At 67.2% G+C, this 19,214-nt stretch carries 20 protein-coding genes; 15 read left to right on the top strand and 5 right to left on the bottom strand.

The genetic code is table 11. The features are described 5' to 3' along the window. Positions 1 to 17 precede the first annotated feature (17 nt). On the bottom strand, positions 18 to 737 hold the full coding sequence (locus tag F5544_RS26895; RefSeq protein ID WP_167475762.1) for a peptidylprolyl isomerase: 720 nt from the start codon (positions 735 to 737) through the stop codon (positions 18 to 20). A 174-nt stretch (positions 738 to 911) separates the two neighbouring features. On the opposite strand from F5544_RS26895, the gene F5544_RS26890 reads away from it, so the two are divergent. The 6 genes from F5544_RS26890 to F5544_RS26865 all read left to right on the top strand — a co-directional run bounded on the left by F5544_RS26890 (position 912) and on the right by F5544_RS26865 (position 6,847). Continuing rightward, positions 912 to 1,541, top strand: coding sequence for a TetR family transcriptional regulator (locus tag F5544_RS26890; RefSeq protein WP_167475761.1), 630 nt, complete (start codon positions 912 to 914; stop codon positions 1,539 to 1,541). 25 nt (positions 1,542 to 1,566) lie between these two features. Continuing rightward, positions 1,567 to 2,811 (top strand): glycosyltransferase, encoded by a 1,245-nt coding sequence (locus tag F5544_RS26885; RefSeq protein WP_167475760.1) that lies wholly within the window; start codon positions 1,567 to 1,569, stop codon positions 2,809 to 2,811. A gap of 61 nt (positions 2,812 to 2,872) precedes the next feature. Next, positions 2,873 to 3,784: an SMP-30/gluconolactonase/LRE family protein gene (locus F5544_RS26880; RefSeq protein ID WP_167475759.1), complete on the top strand. Its 912-nt coding sequence runs from the start codon at positions 2,873 to 2,875 to the stop codon at positions 3,782 to 3,784. Between the two features lie 62 nt (positions 3,785 to 3,846). Next, on the top strand, positions 3,847 to 4,524 hold the full coding sequence (locus tag F5544_RS26875) for a TetR/AcrR family transcriptional regulator (protein WP_167475758.1): 678 nt from the start codon (positions 3,847 to 3,849) through the stop codon (positions 4,522 to 4,524). Between the two features lie 14 nt (positions 4,525 to 4,538). Next, positions 4,539 to 6,044: a glycosyltransferase family 39 protein gene (locus F5544_RS26870; RefSeq protein WP_167479504.1), complete on the top strand. Its 1,506-nt coding sequence runs from the start codon at positions 4,539 to 4,541 to the stop codon at positions 6,042 to 6,044. Between the two features lie 308 nt (positions 6,045 to 6,352). Beyond that, positions 6,353 to 6,847, top strand: coding sequence for an NUDIX hydrolase (locus tag F5544_RS26865; protein WP_167475757.1), 495 nt, complete (start codon positions 6,353 to 6,355; stop codon positions 6,845 to 6,847). A 26-nt stretch (positions 6,848 to 6,873) separates the two neighbouring features. Here F5544_RS26865 and F5544_RS26860 read toward each other — a convergent pair whose 3' ends face one another. From F5544_RS26860 to F5544_RS26850, 3 genes are all read right to left on the bottom strand, one after another. Further along, entirely contained in the window at positions 6,874 to 7,251 is a 378-nt protein-coding gene (locus tag F5544_RS26860; protein ID WP_167475756.1) for a DUF488 domain-containing protein, read from the bottom strand. 25 nt (positions 7,252 to 7,276) lie between these two features. Continuing rightward, on the bottom strand, positions 7,277 to 7,792 hold the full coding sequence (locus F5544_RS26855; protein ID WP_167475755.1) for a GNAT family N-acetyltransferase: 516 nt from the start codon (positions 7,790 to 7,792) through the stop codon (positions 7,277 to 7,279). Between the two features lie 182 nt (positions 7,793 to 7,974). Further along, positions 7,975 to 8,592, bottom strand: coding sequence for a class I SAM-dependent DNA methyltransferase (locus tag F5544_RS26850; RefSeq protein WP_167475754.1), 618 nt, complete (start codon positions 8,590 to 8,592; stop codon positions 7,975 to 7,977). Between the two features lie 233 nt (positions 8,593 to 8,825). Here F5544_RS26850 and F5544_RS26845 point away from each other — a divergent pair, with 233 nt between their 5' ends. Next, positions 8,826 to 9,284: an Lrp/AsnC family transcriptional regulator gene (locus tag F5544_RS26845; RefSeq protein ID WP_167475753.1), complete on the top strand. Its 459-nt coding sequence runs from the start codon at positions 8,826 to 8,828 to the stop codon at positions 9,282 to 9,284. Here F5544_RS26845 and F5544_RS26840 read toward each other — a convergent pair. Further along, on the bottom strand, positions 9,281 to 10,729 hold the full coding sequence (locus F5544_RS26840; protein ID WP_238846683.1) for a PLP-dependent aminotransferase family protein: 1,449 nt from the start codon (positions 10,727 to 10,729) through the stop codon (positions 9,281 to 9,283). The two genes, F5544_RS26845 and F5544_RS26840, sit on opposite strands and share 4 nt — an antisense overlap. A 121-nt stretch (positions 10,730 to 10,850) precedes the next feature. On the opposite strand from F5544_RS26840, the gene F5544_RS26835 reads away from it, so the two are divergent. From F5544_RS26835 to F5544_RS26800, 8 genes are read left to right on the top strand one after another with little or no spacing between them, the layout of a single operon-like run. Continuing rightward, positions 10,851 to 11,690, top strand: coding sequence for a nitrilase-related carbon-nitrogen hydrolase (locus F5544_RS26835; protein ID WP_167475752.1), 840 nt, complete (start codon positions 10,851 to 10,853; stop codon positions 11,688 to 11,690). A gap of 16 nt (positions 11,691 to 11,706) precedes the next feature. Beyond that, the gene (hydA, locus tag F5544_RS26830; protein ID WP_167475751.1) at positions 11,707 to 13,125 is read left to right on the top strand and encodes a dihydropyrimidinase; all 1,419 of its coding nucleotides are present in this window, start codon (positions 11,707 to 11,709) and stop codon (positions 13,123 to 13,125) included. 27 nt (positions 13,126 to 13,152) lie between these two features. Next, entirely contained in the window at positions 13,153 to 14,190 is a 1,038-nt protein-coding gene (locus F5544_RS26825) for a TIGR03842 family LLM class F420-dependent oxidoreductase (RefSeq protein WP_167475750.1), read from the top strand. Beyond that, a complete protein-coding gene (locus F5544_RS26820) occupies positions 14,187 to 15,080 on the top strand; it encodes an ABC transporter permease (RefSeq protein WP_203217359.1) in 894 nt (297 codons plus the stop codon). Before F5544_RS26825 ends, F5544_RS26820 begins: the two co-directional genes overlap by 4 nt. 47 nt (positions 15,081 to 15,127) lie before the next feature. Then, positions 15,128 to 15,952: an ABC transporter ATP-binding protein gene (locus F5544_RS26815; RefSeq protein ID WP_428847182.1), complete on the top strand. Its 825-nt coding sequence runs from the start codon at positions 15,128 to 15,130 to the stop codon at positions 15,950 to 15,952. Continuing rightward, a complete protein-coding gene (locus F5544_RS26810) occupies positions 15,949 to 16,743 on the top strand; it encodes an ABC transporter permease (RefSeq protein ID WP_238846681.1) in 795 nt (264 codons plus the stop codon). Before F5544_RS26815 ends, F5544_RS26810 begins: the two co-directional genes overlap by 4 nt. Next, the gene (locus tag F5544_RS26805; RefSeq protein WP_167475749.1) at positions 16,740 to 17,882 is read left to right on the top strand and encodes an ABC transporter substrate-binding protein; all 1,143 of its coding nucleotides are present in this window, start codon (positions 16,740 to 16,742) and stop codon (positions 17,880 to 17,882) included. The genes F5544_RS26810 and F5544_RS26805 overlap by 4 nt, the downstream gene beginning before the upstream one ends. 1 nt (position 17,883) lies before the next feature. After that, on the top strand, positions 17,884 to 19,194 hold the full coding sequence (locus F5544_RS26800; protein ID WP_167475748.1) for an aspartate aminotransferase family protein: 1,311 nt from the start codon (positions 17,884 to 17,886) through the stop codon (positions 19,192 to 19,194). The last annotated feature ends 20 nt before the right edge of the window (positions 19,195 to 19,214 follow it).

Raw genomic sequence — 19,214 nt, 5'->3', positions numbered from 1 at the left:
GCCCGGCGCGGCATTCGCTAATTGCGAACCGTGGCAACCGAATCCAGCGAGACATCCACCGCGGGCGCACCGTCGGCGCCGCCGCCCTGGACGCCGGCGTTCGCGATGTTCTGCAGGACATCGAGCCCGGCGGTGACCTTGCCGAAAGGCGTGTAGTTGGGCGGCAATTGGGTGTCCTTGTACACCAGGAAGAACTGACTGCCGTTGGTGTCGGGCCCGGAGTTGGCCATGGCGACGGTGCCCGCCGCGTAGCTGGCGCCCGGCAGGTTCTCATCCCCGAACCGGTAGCCGGGGCCGCCCGTTCCGGTGGCGGTCGGATCGCCGCACTGCAGCACGTAGATGCCCTGGGTGGTGAGCCGGTGGCAGCGGGTGTGGTCGAAGTAGTTCTCGCCGGACAGGAAGGCGAACGAGTTCACCGTGTGCGGCGCTTTGGCCGCGTCGAGCGCGATCGTCACTGTCCCGCAGCTGGTTTCGAGGGTCGCGGTGTACTGGGCGCCTTGGTCCACGGTGAGCGCCGGTTCGGCGGGCCACTGTTTGCCGTTGGGCTGACCGGCCTTCGGATCCTGGCAGCCGGGAACGCTGACACCGGTGAGCGCCGGGCGCTCGACCGCGCCCGCACCGCCCGCCGCGAATGCGACCGCGCCGATGGTTGCCGCGAAAACAGTTGCGCCCTTCAGTATCTGGCTACTCCGGTCGATCCTGCCGTAGTTCCGCTTGCCCCGCACTTCGTTGCTCACCGGTCAGTGTCTCCTTCATTCGGGTCGGCGCATCGGTCGATGCGGTGCGCATCTTGCCATCTCCCGGTACCGCCCGTGCGAGAACGCGGCGACCGGTCCGGTTCCGCCGCCGCTGAGCGGAGGCATATTGCCGATTCCCGAATGCGTCTCGATCGGGTGATCTATTATTAGATCATGCGATCTAGAGGCGGTGAGTCCACGTTCACCGAGGTGGCGCGCCGCTCCCAGATCGTCGACTGTGCTATCGAGACGATCGCCGAGCTGGGCTATCACCAGGCGTCGGTCCGCAAGATCGCCGACCGGGTCGGTGTCGCGATGAGCGTGGTGCTGTATCACTTCGGGAACAAGGACGAACTCGTCGCCGCGATCGTCACCGAGTGCTACCGGTCGGTCATCGAGATCATGCTGCCCGTGGTCGAGCGGGAAACCACCGCGGCCGGGAAACTCGCGGCCCACATTCGAGCCCATACCGAATACATCGCGACTCATCGCTCGCACCAAATCGCGTTGACCGAGATCGCCGCCAACTACCGCAGCCGCGCCGGGCGGCGTCTGCATGAACTGACTGTTGACCTCGCCCCCGACCAGCGGACCGATCTGGCGAAACTGGAACTGGAAGCGATCTTCGAACGCGGCGTCGAATCGAACGAATTCCGTTCGCTGTCCCCGGTTTCCATGGCACTGGCGGTGCGCAGCGCCATCGGCGGAGCCTTGCTGAACTCGACCACCGACCCGGACTTCGATGTCCGCGCCTACGGCGAGGATCTCGTCACCGCGTTTCTGCTCGCCGCCGAAAACAGATAACGCCTACATCAATTGGGGGAAAGTCGTGGCGCACATCGCGATAGCAGCGTTCGGGTCACGAGGAGATCTGGTCCCGTTGACCGACTTCGGGTGTCGGCTTCGCGAGGCGGGTCACGACGTCGTCATGACCGCGACGCCGGACCTCGTCGACGAAATAGCCGCCTGCCGGCTCGAGGTGAGGCCGGTCGACTTCGCACCCGACCACGAGATAGACCTGGACAAGCCGGCCAAAGCCGCCATGGAACTGTTGTCTCCCAAAGGTATGCGCCGACTCGGCGAGAATCTGCTGGCCGCACTCGCCGACGTGCCGGCCGATGTGCTGCTGCTTTCGCCGTTCGCCGAACTCGCCGGGCATCCGCTCGCCGAAGCGCGCAACATCCCCAGCATCGGCGTACGCCTGCAACCGCTTTCGACGACTTCGGCGTTCCCGCCGTCGCTTTTGGGCGCCTGGTCGGCAGGCCCGGCCGTCAACCGCGGCGCCGGACGCTTCGCCACCGCGATGTTCGATCGAATTTACGGTAAGACCATCGCCGGGTTCCGCGACCGATTGGGCTTGCCGAGGGTGGCACAGCGGTCGCTGCGGCGTCGGCGCACGAATGCCGAATGGCCTGTCCTGCACGGTTTCTCGCCCAGTGTCGTGCCGCGTCCCGGCGACTGGCGGCCCGGTTTGACGGTGACCGGCTATTGGTGGCCGCGACGACCTATCGGGTGGGAGCCGCCGGGCGAGCTCGTCTCGTTCCTCGAATCCGGTTCTCCGCCAGTATTTTTCGGCTTGGGCAGTCTCATGCTCTCCAAGAGCCAGACGACGCATGTGTCCGAACTCGTCCGGCAGGCGCTGCACACCGTGGGGGTGCGCGGCGTGGTCCAGGCGGGTGGCGCCGGTCTGCACGTGCGCGACGACACCGTCATCACCATCGGCGCCGTCCCGCACGACTGGCTGTTCGGCAAGGTGGCCACGGTGGCGCACTCCTGCGGGGCGGGCACCACGGCCGCGGGCCTTCGCGCCGGACTACCCACGGTCGCCATCCCATCACCGGGTGGCGACCAACCCTTCTGGGCGCGGCGGCTACACGAACTCGGCGTCAGCCCGGCAACTCTGCCGCGCCCGAAACTCACCGCCGAACGACTCGCCCGCGCTATCGACACCGCGCTGACCGAGCCCAGCCACCGAACACATGCCGAACAACTCGCCACCCGGATCGCCGAAGAAGACGGCGCCGCGGCGGTGGTCGCGAAGGTTGAAGAGCTCGTCGACAAACACCTCGGATGAGGCCGGTCGGTGGGGTTCGGTGCCGGGACACAATGCGGCCGAGTTCGGTATCGTGCGCGGAATGAGGTTGGTGGGGAGAAGAATTCGCGCATTGTGCGTGGCCGCCGCGGTCATGGCGGGCGTGCCGGCGGCACCGGCGTCTGGGGATATCGCAACCGGGTGCGGCGGCTGGCAGGTCGATACGGTCGTGCAGGGGCTCGAGAAACTGGAGAACCTCGAGCCCGATGGCGTTGGCGGGTTCTACCTCTCCGGCTTGGAGTCCACGCTCTATCACGTCGATGCGTCGGGCCGGGTTCGCACCGTACTCGCCCACCAAGGCAGCGGTTTCGGCGGTCTGCAGCTCGACGGGACGACGCTCTACTTCGCCGGGCTGGATGGGACCTTCGCCGAATTCGACACCACCACCGGTGAATCGACCGTCCTCGCCCGCCAAGGCGGTAACGGTTTGCTGCGCCTGCCCGGTGGTGACCTGCTGACCACCTGGGTCGGCACCGAGGGCGGTCCGTCGCAAGGAATCACCCGCTACTCACACGGCACCGGTGCCGTGCAACCCAACTGGGCGTCGGTGCCTCGCGCGGAAGGTCTGGCGCTGAGCCCGGACCGTCACGCGGTCTACACCGACGACCTGTTCAGCGGCGAGATCTACCGAGTCCCGCTGGACGCCCCGAGCGGCTGGACCGTGGTCGGACGGCTGCCCGGTATCGCGACCGGACCCGACGATCTGACCATGACGAAAGCCGGAGACGTGTTCGTCGCCGCGCACCTGCAAGGCGCAATCCACCGCTTCGACCCGAACACTGGAACTTCCTGCGTTGTCGCGTCCGGTTTGTCGGGCGGATGGACCGGACCGAGTTCGGTGCGTATCGGCCCGGACGGCGACGGATGGGCGTTATACGTCACCGGCTTCGACGGCACGCTGCGACGCCTGCGGCCACCGGCCGATATCGATCTCACGCCGGTACCGAGGGCCTGACGCTCGGCCCCCACGGAAATGTGGCCTCGCCGGGCTCTGGCCGGTTGTGTTAAATTTTGGCCGTGCGGTCAGAAAATGGGTCGGATGGCCAACGGAAGTCGTTCATCGAGGCGGCGCGGCGGAAGCAGATCATCGCGGCGGCGGTCGAGGTGATCTCCGAGGTCGGCTATGGGAATGCGTCGCTGGCCCGGATCGCCGAACGTGCGGGGATCTCCAAGGGCGTCATCTCATACCACTTCGCGGGTAAAGACGAGTTGATGACCGAGCTGGTCGTGCAGCTGTTCGTGGCGGGCGCGGAGTATATGGTCCCGCTCATCGAGGCCGAGACGGGCGCGCGCAACCGGCTGCGCGTCTACCTGGAATCGAACCTGCGCTACATCGACGAGAACCGCAAGCACATCGGTGCGATGGTCGCTGTGGCGCTGAACTTTCGGAAGCCGGACGGCACACCGGTTTTCGACGGCAGCAATGAGGAGCAAGACGTGATCGAACCGCTCGCGGAGTTGCTGCGCGAAGGCCAGCGCAGCGGCGAATTCGGCGAATTCGATCCGAAGCTGATGGCGAGATCGATCCGGGACTCGATCGACGGTGCGGGCAGCAGGGCCGTCCGCGATCCGGATTTCGATATGCCCGGATATTCCGCGCATCTGTGCCGCGTCTACGGCCTCGCCACCCGCGGGGAGGCCGAAATCGAGGAGGGTCGCCGGGGGCTGGCGATCCGGGAGGAGGAACTGTCGTGACCGAGACACTGGAAATGGAAGCGATGCAAGGGAATACCGCGACCGCGCGCCCGCCCTTCGCCTACCTCGGCGTCGGCGTACTACTGGGGCTGAGCGCCGTCGCGCTGCTGTTCTCCAGCGGCCGGTACGGATTCTTCGGCGACGAAATGTATTTCATCGCCGCCGGGCACAGATTGAGCTTCGGCTATGCCGATCAGGGGCCGGTGCTGCCGCTGCTCGCTCGGCTGATGGATGCGCTGGCGCCGGGATCGCTTGTGGCGCTGCGACTCCCGGCGGTGCTGATAACGCTGGCCGCCATCGTCTTCAGCGCGTTGATTGCGCGGGAGTTCGGCGGCTCGCGCACCGCACAGGTGCTCGCCGCGGCGGCGTACGCGACCTCGCCGTTCCTGCTCCTCCAGGGCGCTCAGTTGTCCACCAACGTCATCGATTCCGCGCTGTGGGTGCCGATCACCTGGTTATTGATCCGCTGGGTGCGCACCAGACACGATGTGCTGCTGCTGTTGGCCGGGGTCGTCACGGCGGTCGATATGCAGGTGAAGTGGCTGATCCCGGCGTTCTGGATCGCCGTAGTGCTCAGCGTATTGGCCTGTGGGCCACGCGAATTGCTCGGCCGCCCGCTGCTGTGGGCCGGTGGGGCGATCACGCTGGCGGCGACCGCGCCGACGCTCGTCTGGCAGGCCCGGCACGGCTGGCCGCAGCTGGGCATGACCGCACAGGTGGCCGCGGAACAGTCGGAGATCGGCGGGCGGATCCTCTTCGTGCCGATCGCGCTCATCGCGGCGGGTGGTCTCGGCGTCTTTCTGCTGGTAACCGGGCTCATCGCACTGTTTCGCTGGGAACCGTTGCGGCCCTACCGTTTTCTGGCCCCGGTGCAGCTGCTGGTGGTGGTCGCCTTCCTCGCGAGCAACGGGCGGCCGTATTACGTGATGGGTTGCTACGCCGCGGTGATGGCGGCGGGCGCGGTCTGGTGGACGCGCAAACCCGCGCGCTGGCGGCGGATCTTCTCGATCGCGCTCACGGTCACCTCGGCGGCATTCGTGGTGTTCTCATTGCCGCTGAAGCCGGAATCGGAACTGCGCCAACCTGATTCGGATCAGGCGGCGGGCCTGCAGATCGGGCTGTACGGCAAATTCGGCTGGCCGGAGCTGCGCGACGCCACCGCGGCCGCCTACTCGGCGCTGCCCGCCGCCGACCGCGAGCATGCGGTGATTATCACCGGAAACTATTGGCAGGCAAGCGCTTTGGATGTGCAGCGAGGCCGCTACGGTCTGCCCGCGATCTACAGCCCGAATCGCGGATTCGGTTACTTCGGCACGCCACCGGATACCGCGACGACGGTGCTGTGGGTCGGCGGCTCACAGGACGACCTGCGCAAGCACTTCGATTCGGTGACACCGATCGGGCGGGTGGACTCCCGGCTCGGTTTTCCGGACGTCACCCGCGATGTCACCATCTGGCGCTGTGATCGTCCGCACACACCGTGGTCGACGGCCTGGCCGGGGATGTTGAACCTCGGCTGAGCCGCGGCCCCGCACGGCAATCGCCCGGGATACACCCGGGCGATTGCCGTATTCGGCGGTCCGGCAACCGATTTCGAGGTTTGCTGCCCGCTGCCCAGCAAACAGATAGCCGGTACTGCCGGTACGCGCCAGGTTCGCAGTATACCTGTCGTCCAGATAGTTCCAATCTGAAGATTCCCAGTTCAGAACCGATTTCCGTGACAGGTCGCCGATCGGTGGATAAGATTTCGAACGCGGATTCGAGGAAATGCGGCCGACCGCAACGGGTTACCCATTCGTTGCTGTCCGTCGCGAAAGGGATGAAACCGATGGTGGACCAGTCACTGCTGCGGCATCTGATCGCGGGCGCGGAACGCGATGAGATCCAGCGGCTCGTCGTCGGCGCCATCGTCGAGTACGGCGATTGCGTATTGCTACTGCGCCGCCCGGAATCCGATTGTCCGGGCGGTATCTGGGAGCCACCCGGGGGCGAGATCGAATCCGGTGAATCCATCGATCGGGCGCTGATCCGCGCGGTGACCCAGGAAACGGGGCTGGTGGCTGCCGAAATCTCCACCTACCTAGGGCAATTCGACTATCCGTCGGCCGAGGACATCCCGGCCAGGCAGTTCAACTTCGTCGTCCGCGTCACCGCCCCCGAACCGATCCGACTACGCGCGCACGACGCGCACGGCTGGCTGGAGCTCACCGAGGAGCCTCCGGTAACCGATGCCGTGAAGAAGATCCTCGACCGCTACCGCGCCATCCGGCTACCGCTCGGCGACTTCGCGAGGGTTCGCTCGGCGACTCCCGAAGCGGGCTAGGCCCACCCGTCGCCCGACCACACCCCTCATGGCATCGCTACGCGATACTGGGCCGTCAGCCATCGCGCCAGGACCGCCGCCTGGCTGTGGTCGGCGTCCTTGGTCGCGGTCACCAGCGTCAGCGGACCGCTCGCCGCGAGTTCGCGCAGCCGCCGCACGGAATCCCGGCGATCGGGTCGCGTGAGCTCTTCCCGGTAGCGTCGCTCGAATTCGGCGAACCGCTCCGGCCGATGCCCGTACCACTGCCGCAGCTCGGTGGACGGCGCGATATCGCGCAACCATTCGCCGAGGCGCTCGTCATCGCGCCGCAGGCCGCGCGGCCACACGCGGTCCACCAGCACCCGTGTTCCGTCCGAGGGTGCGACCGCGTCGTAAACCCGGCGATAGCCGATATGCGCGTCCATCCCGTGCCGAGTCTACTCGCCGCGGTCAGTCGATCCAGTAGCGGCGGGTGGGTCTGCCGTCGGCCCGGGCCACCACGGAATCCAGTGCGCCACCGCAGGATTCGATGATCTTCGCGGAGCCGATATTGCTGTCGTCGCAGGTGACCAGGATGCGTTCGATGCCGAGGCGGCGCGCGATGACGATGCTCTGCCGCAGAATCGCCCGCCCGTAGCCGCGCCGCCGGTGCTCCCTGATCACCGCGTAGCCGATGTGGCCGCCGTCGCGGCGCAGCGAATCGGTGAGCTCGTGCCGGATCGAGGTGCGACCGACGATCTCGCCGTCGACGACGGCGGCGAGGAAGGTGGACGCCACCATGCCGTCCGGCAGGTCGATGCCCCGGCGGTTGTGTTCGAGCCGCGTCAAATAGTCGGCCCAGCCGAGCTCCGGTTCGAGTCCGAGCGCGAAGGTGAAAACCTCCTGCCCGAGCGCGAGTTGCGCGGCGCGCACCACCGCCTCGTCCTCGGGCCGCAGCGGTCGCAGGCGCAGTGTGTCGGTCCGCATGGTTGGCGACGGTATGCGCGAGGCCGGTTGCTGTCGAAGGATTTTCGCGGCGGGCATAAAGGTAGGCGAGCGCCTCGCACAGGAGCTCGGCCCGGTGTGGGCTGCGGGACGGGCTACTTCCGGCAGTAAATGTAGGCGAGTGCCTCGCGCAGGAGCTCGGCCCGGCGCGGGCTGAGGACGGGCTACGCCCGGCAATAAACATAGGCCCGGGTGGTGGCCACCTCGGTCGGGTAATGCGCGCGTTCCAGCGTCGCGGTGATCTCGAAACCGGCGGCGGTGAGCAGTGATTCGATCGCCGGCCGCGGGTAGAAGTGGAAGTCCAAATCGACGGCGTGACCGAGCATCTCGTCGAGGTGGCGCACCTCGTCGCCGATGTGGAAGGACAGCAGCAGAGGCGCTCCCGGCCGCAGCACGCGGAAGAATTCGGCGAAGGCGACCGGCAGATCGTCCGGACTCACATGGATGATCGAGTAGAAGGCGACCAGCCCGCCGAACGTATGGTCGGCGAGGTCGAGCTTGCGCATATCACCCGTGCGGAATTCGATGCCGGGATGTGTCGCCGCGGCGATCTCGATCATCCGCGGCGAGAGATCGACGCCGATCGTGAACAGCCCCAGGTCGTTCAGGTAGCGCGCGATATGCCCGGGGCCGCAACTGATATCGGCGATCGGGTGGGTGAACTCCACCTCGCTCGCGAATACGTCGAGCAGGGCCCGGTCCAGTGGTTTGCCGCGCAGCTCGTGCTGGAAACGATCCGCGTACGCCGCGGCGATCTCGTCGTAACTGTGCTGTGTGCTCACTGGAAGCCTCCCTGGCGCGTACCCGTGGGGTGGCGCGGCCGCCGAGGGCGAATCGGCGGCCGCGCCACGATGCCGAGGGTGGCCGATCGGCTGAGGGAGAGGTGGGCCCGTGGCCGATCGGTACCCGGCGCGGTCTGCCGATCGCGGCGGCAGACCTGATAAACGTAACCATTCGGACGGCCGATCGCGCTGTTCACCGAACGTTCGGCCGAAATCGGCGGCAGAATTCGGTTGTGGATGAACTTGATTCGGAAATCATCGGCCTACTCCAAGCAGATGCGCGGCAGTCGAATCGGGAGTTGGCCCGCCGGGTCGGCATCGCCGCATCGACCTGTCTCGAACGGGTGCGCACGCTGACCAGGCGCGGCGTGATCCGCGGTTATCACGCCGAGATCGATCCCGCCGCGCTGAATCGCCGGGTGCAGGCGATGGTGCTGGTGCAGGTGCGCCCGCAGAGCGCGGCCATGATCGATTCGTTCCAGCAGGCGGCGGCCGCGTTCCGCGAGGTGCTGAGCGTATTCGTGCTGTCGGGTGAGCACGATTTCCTGCTGCACGTCGCGGTGCAGGACCTGGACCGCCTGCACGGATTCCTGGTCGACCGGCTCAGCAAACGCCGCGAGGTGGCCGGTTTCCGCAGCTCGGTGATCTTCCAGCAGGTGCACGACACCCAGCCGATCCCGTTGGAACCCTAAACTCGGCGGATCCGCCGGTAGGTGGGCAGCGCCTTGGTGGCGGCGGCGAGTTCGGTTGCCAGCCACTCGAAGTCGTGGTCGCCGAGTGGGGAGACGGTGATCCGCAGGTGATCCGAGCCCGGATGGTCGCGCACCTCGAACGGGCCGCCCGGCGCGACCTTGATCCCGGCGGCGGCCAGCGAGATCATCGCGGCGTTCTCCTCGGCCACCGGCAGCCACAGGTTGATGCCGTCGGCGCGCGGCGCCTGCACCCCGCGCCGGGCCAGGGCGCGGCGCAATTCGGCTGAGCGCCTGCGGTATTCGGCCCGCGCGTGCTCGACGGCGCGGACGGCGTCCTGATCGTCGAGCATGGTGAGCAGCAGGCGCTGCAACAGGCGAGAGGTCCAGCCCGGTCCGAGCATGCGGCGTTCGACGACCGGATCGAGCAGCCGCGCCGGTCCGCCCGCGACGGCGATCCGCAGATCGGCGCCATGCGATTTGGAGTAGGAACGGATGTGCACGGTTCGGCCGGGCAGCCGTGCGCCGATCGAACGCAGTGGGGCCGAGGCGATTCCGGTGGAGTGATCGTCCTCGATCACGAGAGTTCCGGTAGGCGCGAGGATTTCGGCGAGATCGCGGACCCGGCGTGCGGTGAGCGAGGCCCCGGTGGGGTTCTGCGCGCGCGGTTGCAGGATCAGCGCCGCGACACCGTATTCGGTGACCGCGGCCGCGAGATCGGCGGGTAGCGGACCGGATTCGTCCATTCGCACCGGGACGGGCCGGGCGCCTATCCGGCTCAGCAGATCGAGAAACGGTGGGAAACAGGGATCCTCGACGGCCACCGCGTCGCCGAGCCGGACATGCGCGGTGAGCAGGCGGTCGACGGCGTCCAGCGCGCCGTCGAGTACGGCGATGGTCTCGGGCCGGAACGGCCAGTCCGCCCGCAGCTTCGCCGCGAATTCGGGCAGCACCGCGTCGCCGAGATAGTTCGACGCGAGATCGCCCGCCGTCCCCGCGTCGGCCAGCGCGCGCAGCGCCGCGCTCGGATCCGGCAGCAGCCGGGCGTCGGGCGTGCCCCGGGAAAGATCGAGCCGGAAGGCGCTGTCGGAGGGCGGATGCAGCCGCTGATAGCGCCCCTCCGGCCGGGAAATCCGGGTCGCCACCGGTTCGCCGACGAAGGTGCCCGCCCGGCCGCGCGCGATGATGGCGCCCGTCGCGGCCAGTGCCCGCCAGGCCTGGTTGACGGTGGCGGGGGAGACTCGCAGTTCCCGGGCCACCTCGCGCACCGTCGGCAGCCGAGTGCCCGGTTGTATTGCGCCGGAACGGATTCGGCGGCTCATCGCGGCCGCGATACCGGCCGGGGTTCGGTCTTCCAGATCGGTGAGAAAGCTCGCGGCGGACCCGCCCGCGGCCGGTTGCGCGCCGTCCGCGGGCGCATGCTGATCGGTCGCTGGGTCGATTGTCACGATCTCATTCTGCTCGGCCGAAAGTCGTTGTAATTCAAGGAGCCCAAAACGTAACGGGCGCGAAACTGTTTCCGTAATCTTGTAACACAACTGAATCAGTTCAGGGTGGAGGATCACAAACATGGCAATCGTGCGAGCCGCCCTAGTCCAGACAAACTGGACGGGCGACAAAGAGTCGATGATCAAGGCACACGAGGACTACGCGCGGCAGGCGGCCGCGCAGGGCGCCCGGGTGATCTGCTTTCAGGAGTTGTTCTACGGTCCGTACTTCTGCCAGCTACAGGACGCCAAGTTCTACGACTACGCCGAATCCGTACCCGGCCCGACGACGGAGCGTTTCGCCGCGCTGGCAAAGGAATTGGGCCTGGTGATGGTGCTGCCGGTGTACGAGCAGGAGCAGCCGGGCCTGCTGTACAACACCGCGGCGGTGATCGATGCCGACGGCAGCTACCTGGGCAAATACCGTAAACACCACATTCCGCACGTCAGCGGGTTCTGGGAGAAGTTCTACTTCCGTCCCGGCAATCTCGGCTGGCCGGTATTCGACACCGCCGTCGGCCGGGTCGGCGTCTACATCTGCTACGACCGGCATTTCCCGGAGGGCTGGCGCGCGCTGGGCCTGGCCGGCGCGGAAATCGTGTTCAATCCGTCGGCCACCTCGCGCGGACTGTCCGGATATCTGTGGAAGCTGGAACAGCCCGCATCGGCCGTCGCCAACGAGTACTATATCGGCGCGATCAACCGGGTCGGCATCGAGAGCGATTACGGTGACGACGATTTCTACGGCACCAGCTATTTCGTCGACCCCGAGGGCAAATTCGTCGGCGAGGTGGGTTCGGATCGCGATCCGGAACTGATCGTGCGCGATCTCGATATGGATCTGATCAAGACGGTGCGCGATCGGTGGGCCTTCTACCGTGACCGCCGCCCGGATGCCTACGGGCCGCTGGTACAGCCGTGATAGCGGGGGGTGCGGCATGAAGACATTCATCCATGGCGGCACGGTGGTCTCGGCCACCGGATCGCAACCGCTGGACGTGCTCGTCGACGACGAAACCATTGTCGCCGTACTGCAACCCGGTTCCACCGCGCTCGGCGCGGACCTGAAGGCCAACGCCGACGTCGTCATCGACGCCACCGGCAAATACGTGATTCCCGGTGGCGTCGACGGACATACGCATATGCAGATGCCGTTCGGCGGCACCGAGGCCTCCGACACCTTCGAAACCGGAACCCGCGCGGCCGCCTGGGGCGGCACCACCACCATCATCGACTTCGTGGTGCAGAAGCCCGGCGAGCGCGTCCAGGACACGCTGAACCTGTGGCATCAGAAGGCCGCGGGCCAGTGCGCCATCGATTACGGCTTCCATCAGATCGTCGGCGAGGTGAACGACGAATCCCTCAAGGGGATGGCCGAATTGGTGTCGGAGGGGGTCACCAGCTTCAAGCTGTTCATGGCCTACCCCGGCGTCTTCTACTCCGACGACGGGCGGATCCTGCGGGCCATGCAGTCGGCGGGCGACCTCGGCGCACTGCTGATGATGCACGCGGAGAACGGAATAGCGATCGATGTGCTGGTCGCCCAGTCCGTCGCGCGCGGCGACACCGCACCCTACTTCCACGGCACATCGCGGCCGTGGCAACTGGAGGAGGAGGCCACCCACCGCGCCATCATGCTGGCCCAATTGACCGGCGCGCCTTTATATGTCGTGCACGTCTCGGCGAAGCAGGCGCTGGAGCAGATCGCCGCCGCGCGCGGCAACGGGCAGAACGTCTTCGGCGAAACCTGTCCGCAGTATCTGTACCTCTCGCTCGAAGAACAGTTGGGCGCACCGGGTTTCGAGGGCGCCAAATGGGTGTGCTCGACACCGCTGCGGTCCAGGGCCGAGGGGCACCAGGACGCGCTGTGGCGCTATATCCGCACCGGTGACGTCACCGCGGTCAGCACCGATCACTGCCCGTTCTGCATGAAAGATCAGAAGGAACTCGGCATCGGCGATTTCAGCAAGATTCCCAATGGGATCGGCGGCGTCGAACACCGGATGGACCTGATGTTCCAGGGTGTCAAGAACGGCTGGATCTCGCCGGAGCGCTGGGTGGAGGTCTGCTGTACCACGCCGGCGCGGATGTTCGGCATGTATCCGCGCAAGGGCGTGATCAGCCCGGGCGCCGACGCCGATATCGTGATCTACGACCCCAACGGGCACACGAGCATCGGGTACGGCAAGACCCACCACATGAATATGGACCATTCCGCTTGGGAGGGTTTCGAGATCGACGGCCACGTCGACACGGTGCTGTCGCGGGGCCGGGTGATCGTGGACGGCGGCCGGTATTCGGGCAGCACGGGCCACGGCCGGTTCGTGAAACGCGGACTCTCGCAGAACCTCATCTGAGCACGCAGTTGGATTGGAGTGTGCCGCATGGATATCGGCGTGGTGCTGCAATGCACGCCGCCCGCCTCGCGGGTCGTCGAACTGGCCAGAATCGCCGAGACACACGGGTTTTCGCACGTGTGGACCTTCGATTCGCATCTGCTGTGGCAGGAGCCGTACGTCATCTACAGCCAGATCCTGGCCGCGACGCGCAAGGTCGTCGTCGGCCCCATGGTGACCAATCCGGCCACCAGGGACTGGACGGTGACGGCGTCCACCTTCGCCACGCTGAACGATATGTTCGGCAACCGGACGATCTGCGGGATCGGACGCGGTGATTCCGCGGTGCGCACGCTGGGCGGCAAGCCGACCACCATTGCGACATTGCGTGAATCGATAAGGGTGATAAGGGAATTGGGGAACGGTCGAGCCGCGCGCATCGGCGACACCCAGGTGCGGTTCCCCTGGGCGGGCGATTCCCGGCTCGAGGTGTGGGTGGCGGGCTACGGCCCGCGCGCACTCGACCTGACCGGCGAGGTGGCCGACGGGTTCATCCTGCAGCTGGCCGATCCCGACATCACCGCGTGGACCATCGCGCGGGTGCGGGCCGCCGCCGAGCGGGCCGGGCGCGACCCCGGATCGGTCAAGATCTGTGTCGCCGCACCGGCATACGTCACCGACGGGACGGCGGCCGCCCTGGACCACGCCAGGGAGCAGTGCCGGTGGTTCGGCGGTATGGTCGGCAATCACGTCGCCGATATCGTCGCGAAATACGGTGCGGGAAGCGAGATTCCGGCCGCGCTCACCGAGTACATCGCCGGGCGGCAAGGTTACGATTACAACCAGCACGGCCGGGCCGGGAATACGCACGCCGAATTCGTGCCGGACGCCATCGTGGACCGGTTCTGTCTGCTCGGCACGCCCGACGATCAGCTGGCGCGGCTGCGCGAGCTGGAGAAGCTGGGCGTGGACCAGTTCGCCGTCTACCTCCAGCACGACGCCAAAACGGCGACCCTGGAGGCGTACGGCGAATCGGTGCTGCCGCGGCTCGCGCCTCCGGTGACCGCGACGGAGGCGGTCGGGTGACGCTGCGTGGATTCGGCGGCCGCGGCGCGCGAGCCGGGTACGCGGTCGCCGCGTTCGCGCTGCTCGCCGCGCTGTGGGAGCTGGTGAAATACCTTGTGCCGGAACAAGGTTTGAGCGTCGGCGGGCAGCGCCTGCTGCCGCGCACCACCAATGCGGCGATGCCGCACGTGTGGTCGGTGGTGACCGTGCTCGGGGAGCGGGACGGGAAGTCGACCGTCGGCGCGACCCTGCTGCGCACCGCCGGATTCACCCTCGGGCTGGCCCTGCTCGCCCTGGTGCTCGGCACGGTGGTGGGCGTGCTGCTCGCGGTGCTGATGCAGCGGTTCGCCTTCGTCGAACGCGGACTGCTGCCGTATATCGTTGTCTCGCAGACGGTTCCGCTGATCGCCCTGGCTCCGCTCGTCGCCGGGTGGGGCGGCAAGATCGTTATCGCGGGGCAGCCGTGGCAGCCGTGGATGAGCATCGCGGTGATCGCGTCGTATCTGGCGTTCTTCCCGGTGGCGGTGGGTATGCTGCGCGGGCTGCAGGCACCGGCCAAGGCGTCGGTCGAACTGCTGCACAGTTATTCGGCGAGCTGGTGGCAGACGCTGGTACGGCTGCGCTTCCCGGCCGCGGTTCCGCATCTGCTGCCCGCGCTGCGGCTGGCCGCCGCCGCCTCGGTGATCGGCGCGGTGGTCGCCGAGATCTCCACCGGCACCGCGGGCGGAATCGGCCGCCAGATCATCGTTTTCGCGCAACAGGCGACCGGTGACGCGGCCCGGCTCTACGCCGCCGTGCTGGCGGCCGCGCTGCTGGGCGTCGTGGTGACCACCGTCGTCGCCTTGATCGAATTCGCATTGCGCCGCTACAGCCGTCCCGCGGGAGCGCGCGACTCAGGAGGTACCCGTTGACCGCGCACACATCGCCCGACGAGGTGGCGACCACCGAAGGCAGCACGATTTCGGCCGTCGCCGAACCCGGAGACCGGGTACCCGCGGTCGAACTCGCGCACGTCGGGAAGATCTTCCAGGCCGGATCGGTCACCGCGCTGCAGGACGTCTCGCTCACCGTCGCGGCGGGCGAATTCGTCTCGCTCATCGGACCTTCCGGCTGCGGCAAGTCCACCCTGCTGCGGATCATCGCCGATCTGGAGGAGCCGACCAGCGGCACCGTGGCGGTACACGGCAAAACGGCCCGCCGGGCCCGGATCGATCAGGACTACGGCATCGCGTTCCAACAGGCCGGATTGCTGGATTGGCGCACGGTACAGGCGAATGTGGAGCTGCCGCTCGAGCTGCACAAGGTGCCCAAGCGCGAACGCCGAACGCGCAGTGCGGAATTGCTGGAGATGGCCGGGCTCACCGAATTCGCCCGGCGCTATCCGGCCGAACTGTCCGGCGGCATGCAGCAGCGGGTGGCCATCGCCAGGGCGCTGGCCCGCAAACCGTCGCTGCTGCTGATGGACGAGCCGTTCGGCGCGCTGGACGAGATGACCAGGGAGCGGATGCAGGCCGAGTTGCTGCGCATCGCCGAGGAGACCGGCGCCGCGGTGGTTTTCGTGACGCATTCGATTCCGGAGGCGGTATTCCTGTCCGACCGGGTGGTGGTGATGTCGCCGCGGCCCGGCCGGATCACCGAGATCGTGCCGACCGGCTGGGATCGCACCGATGCCGACGCCGACGATATCCGTTCCAGCACACCGTTTTTCGACGCTGTCGCGGCGGTGCGCGCGGCGCTGCACGGCGGGCACGGCGCCCGGGTGGCCGGACGGGAGCTGCGATGAGGGCGCTGCCGCTGAAATCCGTACTGCCGCCACTGATTTTCGGTGTCGCGGCGCTGGTGCTGTGGCAGGTGGTGACGGTGGCGGCCGGAGTACCCTCGTTCCTGCTGCCGTCGCCGACGGCGATCGCGCACGAATTCGCGGACAATTTCGACCGGATCTGCGCGGCCGCGCGGGCCACCGGAGCGAATGCGTTGATCGGTCTGTTGATCGGCGCCGTTTCCGGCATCGCGGCGGCCGTGCTGGCGGTACGCTTCCACGTGATCGACGGCCTGCTCACCCCGCTGGCCGCCGCCGCGGCGGCCGTACCCATCGTCGCCCTTGCGCCCCTGTTGAATTCGATGTACTCCACCACCACCGATACCCCGCGGCGAATGGTCGTGACGATCGTCGTGTTCTTCCCGATGTTCGTCAGTACGGCCCGCGGTCTGCGCCAGGTGCCCCAGGTGCACACCGACCTGATGACCTCGTACGCGGCGGGCGGCTGGCAGGTCACCCGCACCGTGCGGCTGCCGGCCGCGCTGCCGCACCTGTTCACCGGGCTGCGGATCGCCGCGCCGGGCGCGGTGATCGCCGCGATCATCGCCGAATACTTCGGGGGTCTGCAGAACGGACTCGGCAGCCGCATCACCTCGGCGGCCGCCAACACCGCCTATCCCAGGGCCTGGGCATATGTGGTCGGCGCCATGATCGTCGGCCTGCTGTTCCTGGCCGCGGTCCTGATTCTGGAACAACTCACCCGCCGTCCCCGCACCAAGCTGGGCCTGCTCGACAATCCCCGGAGATCGAAATGACAGTTGCCACCAAGCGATTGCGCGCCTGCCTGGCGCTCGCCGCGGTGGTCGCGGCCACCCTCACCGGCTGCAGCACCACCGAAAGCGGTTCCACCACAACGGCCGACGGACTAACCAAGGTCCGCTTGCAGCTGCAGTGGTTCAAGCAGGGCCAGTTCGCCGGCTACCTGGCCGCGGTGGAGAAGGGGTTCTACAAGGAGCAGGGACTGTCGGTCGAAATCCTCGACGGCGGAACGGATATCGTGCCGCAGACGGTGCTGGCGCAGGGTCAGGCCGACTACGCCGTCGCCTGGGTGCCGAAGGCGCTGGCCTCGCGCGAGGCCGGGGCCGGGATCACCGATGTGGCGCAGATCTTCCAGCGTTCCGGCACCAAACAGGTGTCGTTCAAGGGGGAGAGCATCACCGGCCCGGCCGCGCTGCGCGGTAAGACCGTCGGAAACTGGGGCTACGGCAACGAATTCGAACTCTTCGCGGGGATGACCAAGGCGGGCCTCGACCCGGCCAAGGACGTGAAACTGGTGCAGCAGCAGTTCGATATGAACGCCTTCCTGTCCAAGGATATCGCCGCCGCCCAGGCCATGTCGTACAACGAGTACGCACAGGTGCTGGAGACCAAGAATCCGGCGACCGGAAACCTCTACAGCCCAAGCGATTTCAACCTCATCGACTGGAACGATCAGGGCGTCGCGATGCTGCAGGACGCGATCTGGGCGAACACCGCCAAGCTCGGCGACAGCAAATATCAGGACCAGACGGTGAAATTCATCGCGGCCTCGCTGAAGGGCTGGGCGTACTGCCGCGACCACGTCGACGAATGCCGCGACATCACCGTGAAGGCGGGCAGCACGCTGGGCGCCTCGCATCAGCAGTGGCAGATCAACGAGGTGAACAAGCTGATCTGGCCGTCCCCCAACGGAATCGGGATGGTCGACAAGGCGGCGTGGGATCGCACTGTGAAGATCGCCAAGGAGACGAAGAACCAGGACGGCGCGACGGTGTTGCGGAAGGATCCGGACACGGGCGCCTACACCAACGAGTACGTGACCAAGGCCTTGGACCTGCTGAAGAACAGTGGAATCGAGGTCACCGGAACGGGTTACCAGCCCATCCAGGTGACGCTGACGGAAGGCGGTAAATAAGGTGACCGATCACGTCTTCTATCCGTGGAGCGTGCAGGCGAGCGTCGACCCGGTGCCGATCGTCGGCGGCTCGGGCTCGTATTTCTGGGACGCCGACGGCAAGCGGTATCTCGACTTCTCCTCCCAGTTGGTGAATCTCAATATCGGACACCAGCATCCGGAGATGATCGCGGCCATCGTCGCGCAGGCGCAGCGGTTGGCCACCATCTCGCCGACGGTCGGCAACGAGGCGCGCAGCGAACTGGCCCGGCTCATCGTGGAACGCGCACCGGGCGACCTGAACCGCATCCTGTTCACCACCGGCGGCGCCGAGGCCATCGAGCATGCGGTGCGGCTGGCCCGCAGCTATACCGGACGCACGAAAATGCTTGCGGCATACCGGTCCTACCATGGCGGCACCGGCACCGCGATCGGCTTGACCGGTGAGCCGCGGCGCTGGGGCGCCGAGCCGACCAATGTCGACGTGGTCCGTTTCTTCGGTCCGTATCCGTACCGATCCCCTTGGGGCACAAGCACTCCCGAAGAGGAGACGGCGGCGGCGCTGGCGCACCTGCGTCAGGTGATCGAATTGGAGGGCCCGCAGCTCATCGCGGGCCTGATCCTGGAGACGGTGGTCGGCACCAACGGCGTGCTGGTTCCGCCGCCCGGCTACCTCGCGGGCGTGCGCGAACTGTGCGACGAATACGGCATCGTCTACATCGCCGACGAGGTGATGGTCGGATTCGGCCGGGTCGGCGAATGGTTCGCGGTGCAGGCCTTCGGCGTCGCACCCGACATCATCACCTTCGCCAAGGGCGTCAACTCCGGATATGTGCCGCTCGGCGGGGTGCTGATGGCCGAGCGGATCGCCCGGCGCTACGACGATACGGTCTACCCGGGCGGGCTCACCTACGCGGGACATCCGCTGGCCTGCGCGGCGGGCGTCGCGTCGATCGGCATCTTCGAACGCGAGGGCATCCTCGACCACGTTCGGACGGCAGGTGCGGATGTGCTCGGAAAAGGCTTGCACGACTTGGCATCTCGGCATCCGAGCGTCGGCGAGGTGCGCGGGCTCGGCTTCTTCTGGGCGCTGGACCTGGTGCGCGACCCGGCCACCAGGGAGCCGCTGGTGCCGTTCGGCGCCGCGGGTGCGGCGGCCGCCCCGATGGGCGCGGTCACCGCCGCCGCGAAGGCGCGCGGGCTGTGGCCGTTCAACGCGGGCAACCGATTCCAGATCGCCCCGCCGCTCACCACCTCCGCCGACGAGCTGCGTACCGGACTCGAAATCGTCGACGAGGTGCTTTCGGTGGCCGACGGATACGTCACGGGATGACATAAGGGCATCGTGTCGCG

The sequence above is a fragment of the Nocardia arthritidis genome (assembly GCF_011801145.1).
GTDB classification, from domain to species: Bacteria; Actinomycetota; Actinomycetes; order Mycobacteriales; family Mycobacteriaceae; genus Nocardia; species Nocardia arthritidis_A.
This window is presented reverse-complemented; position numbering and strand designations above follow the sequence as displayed.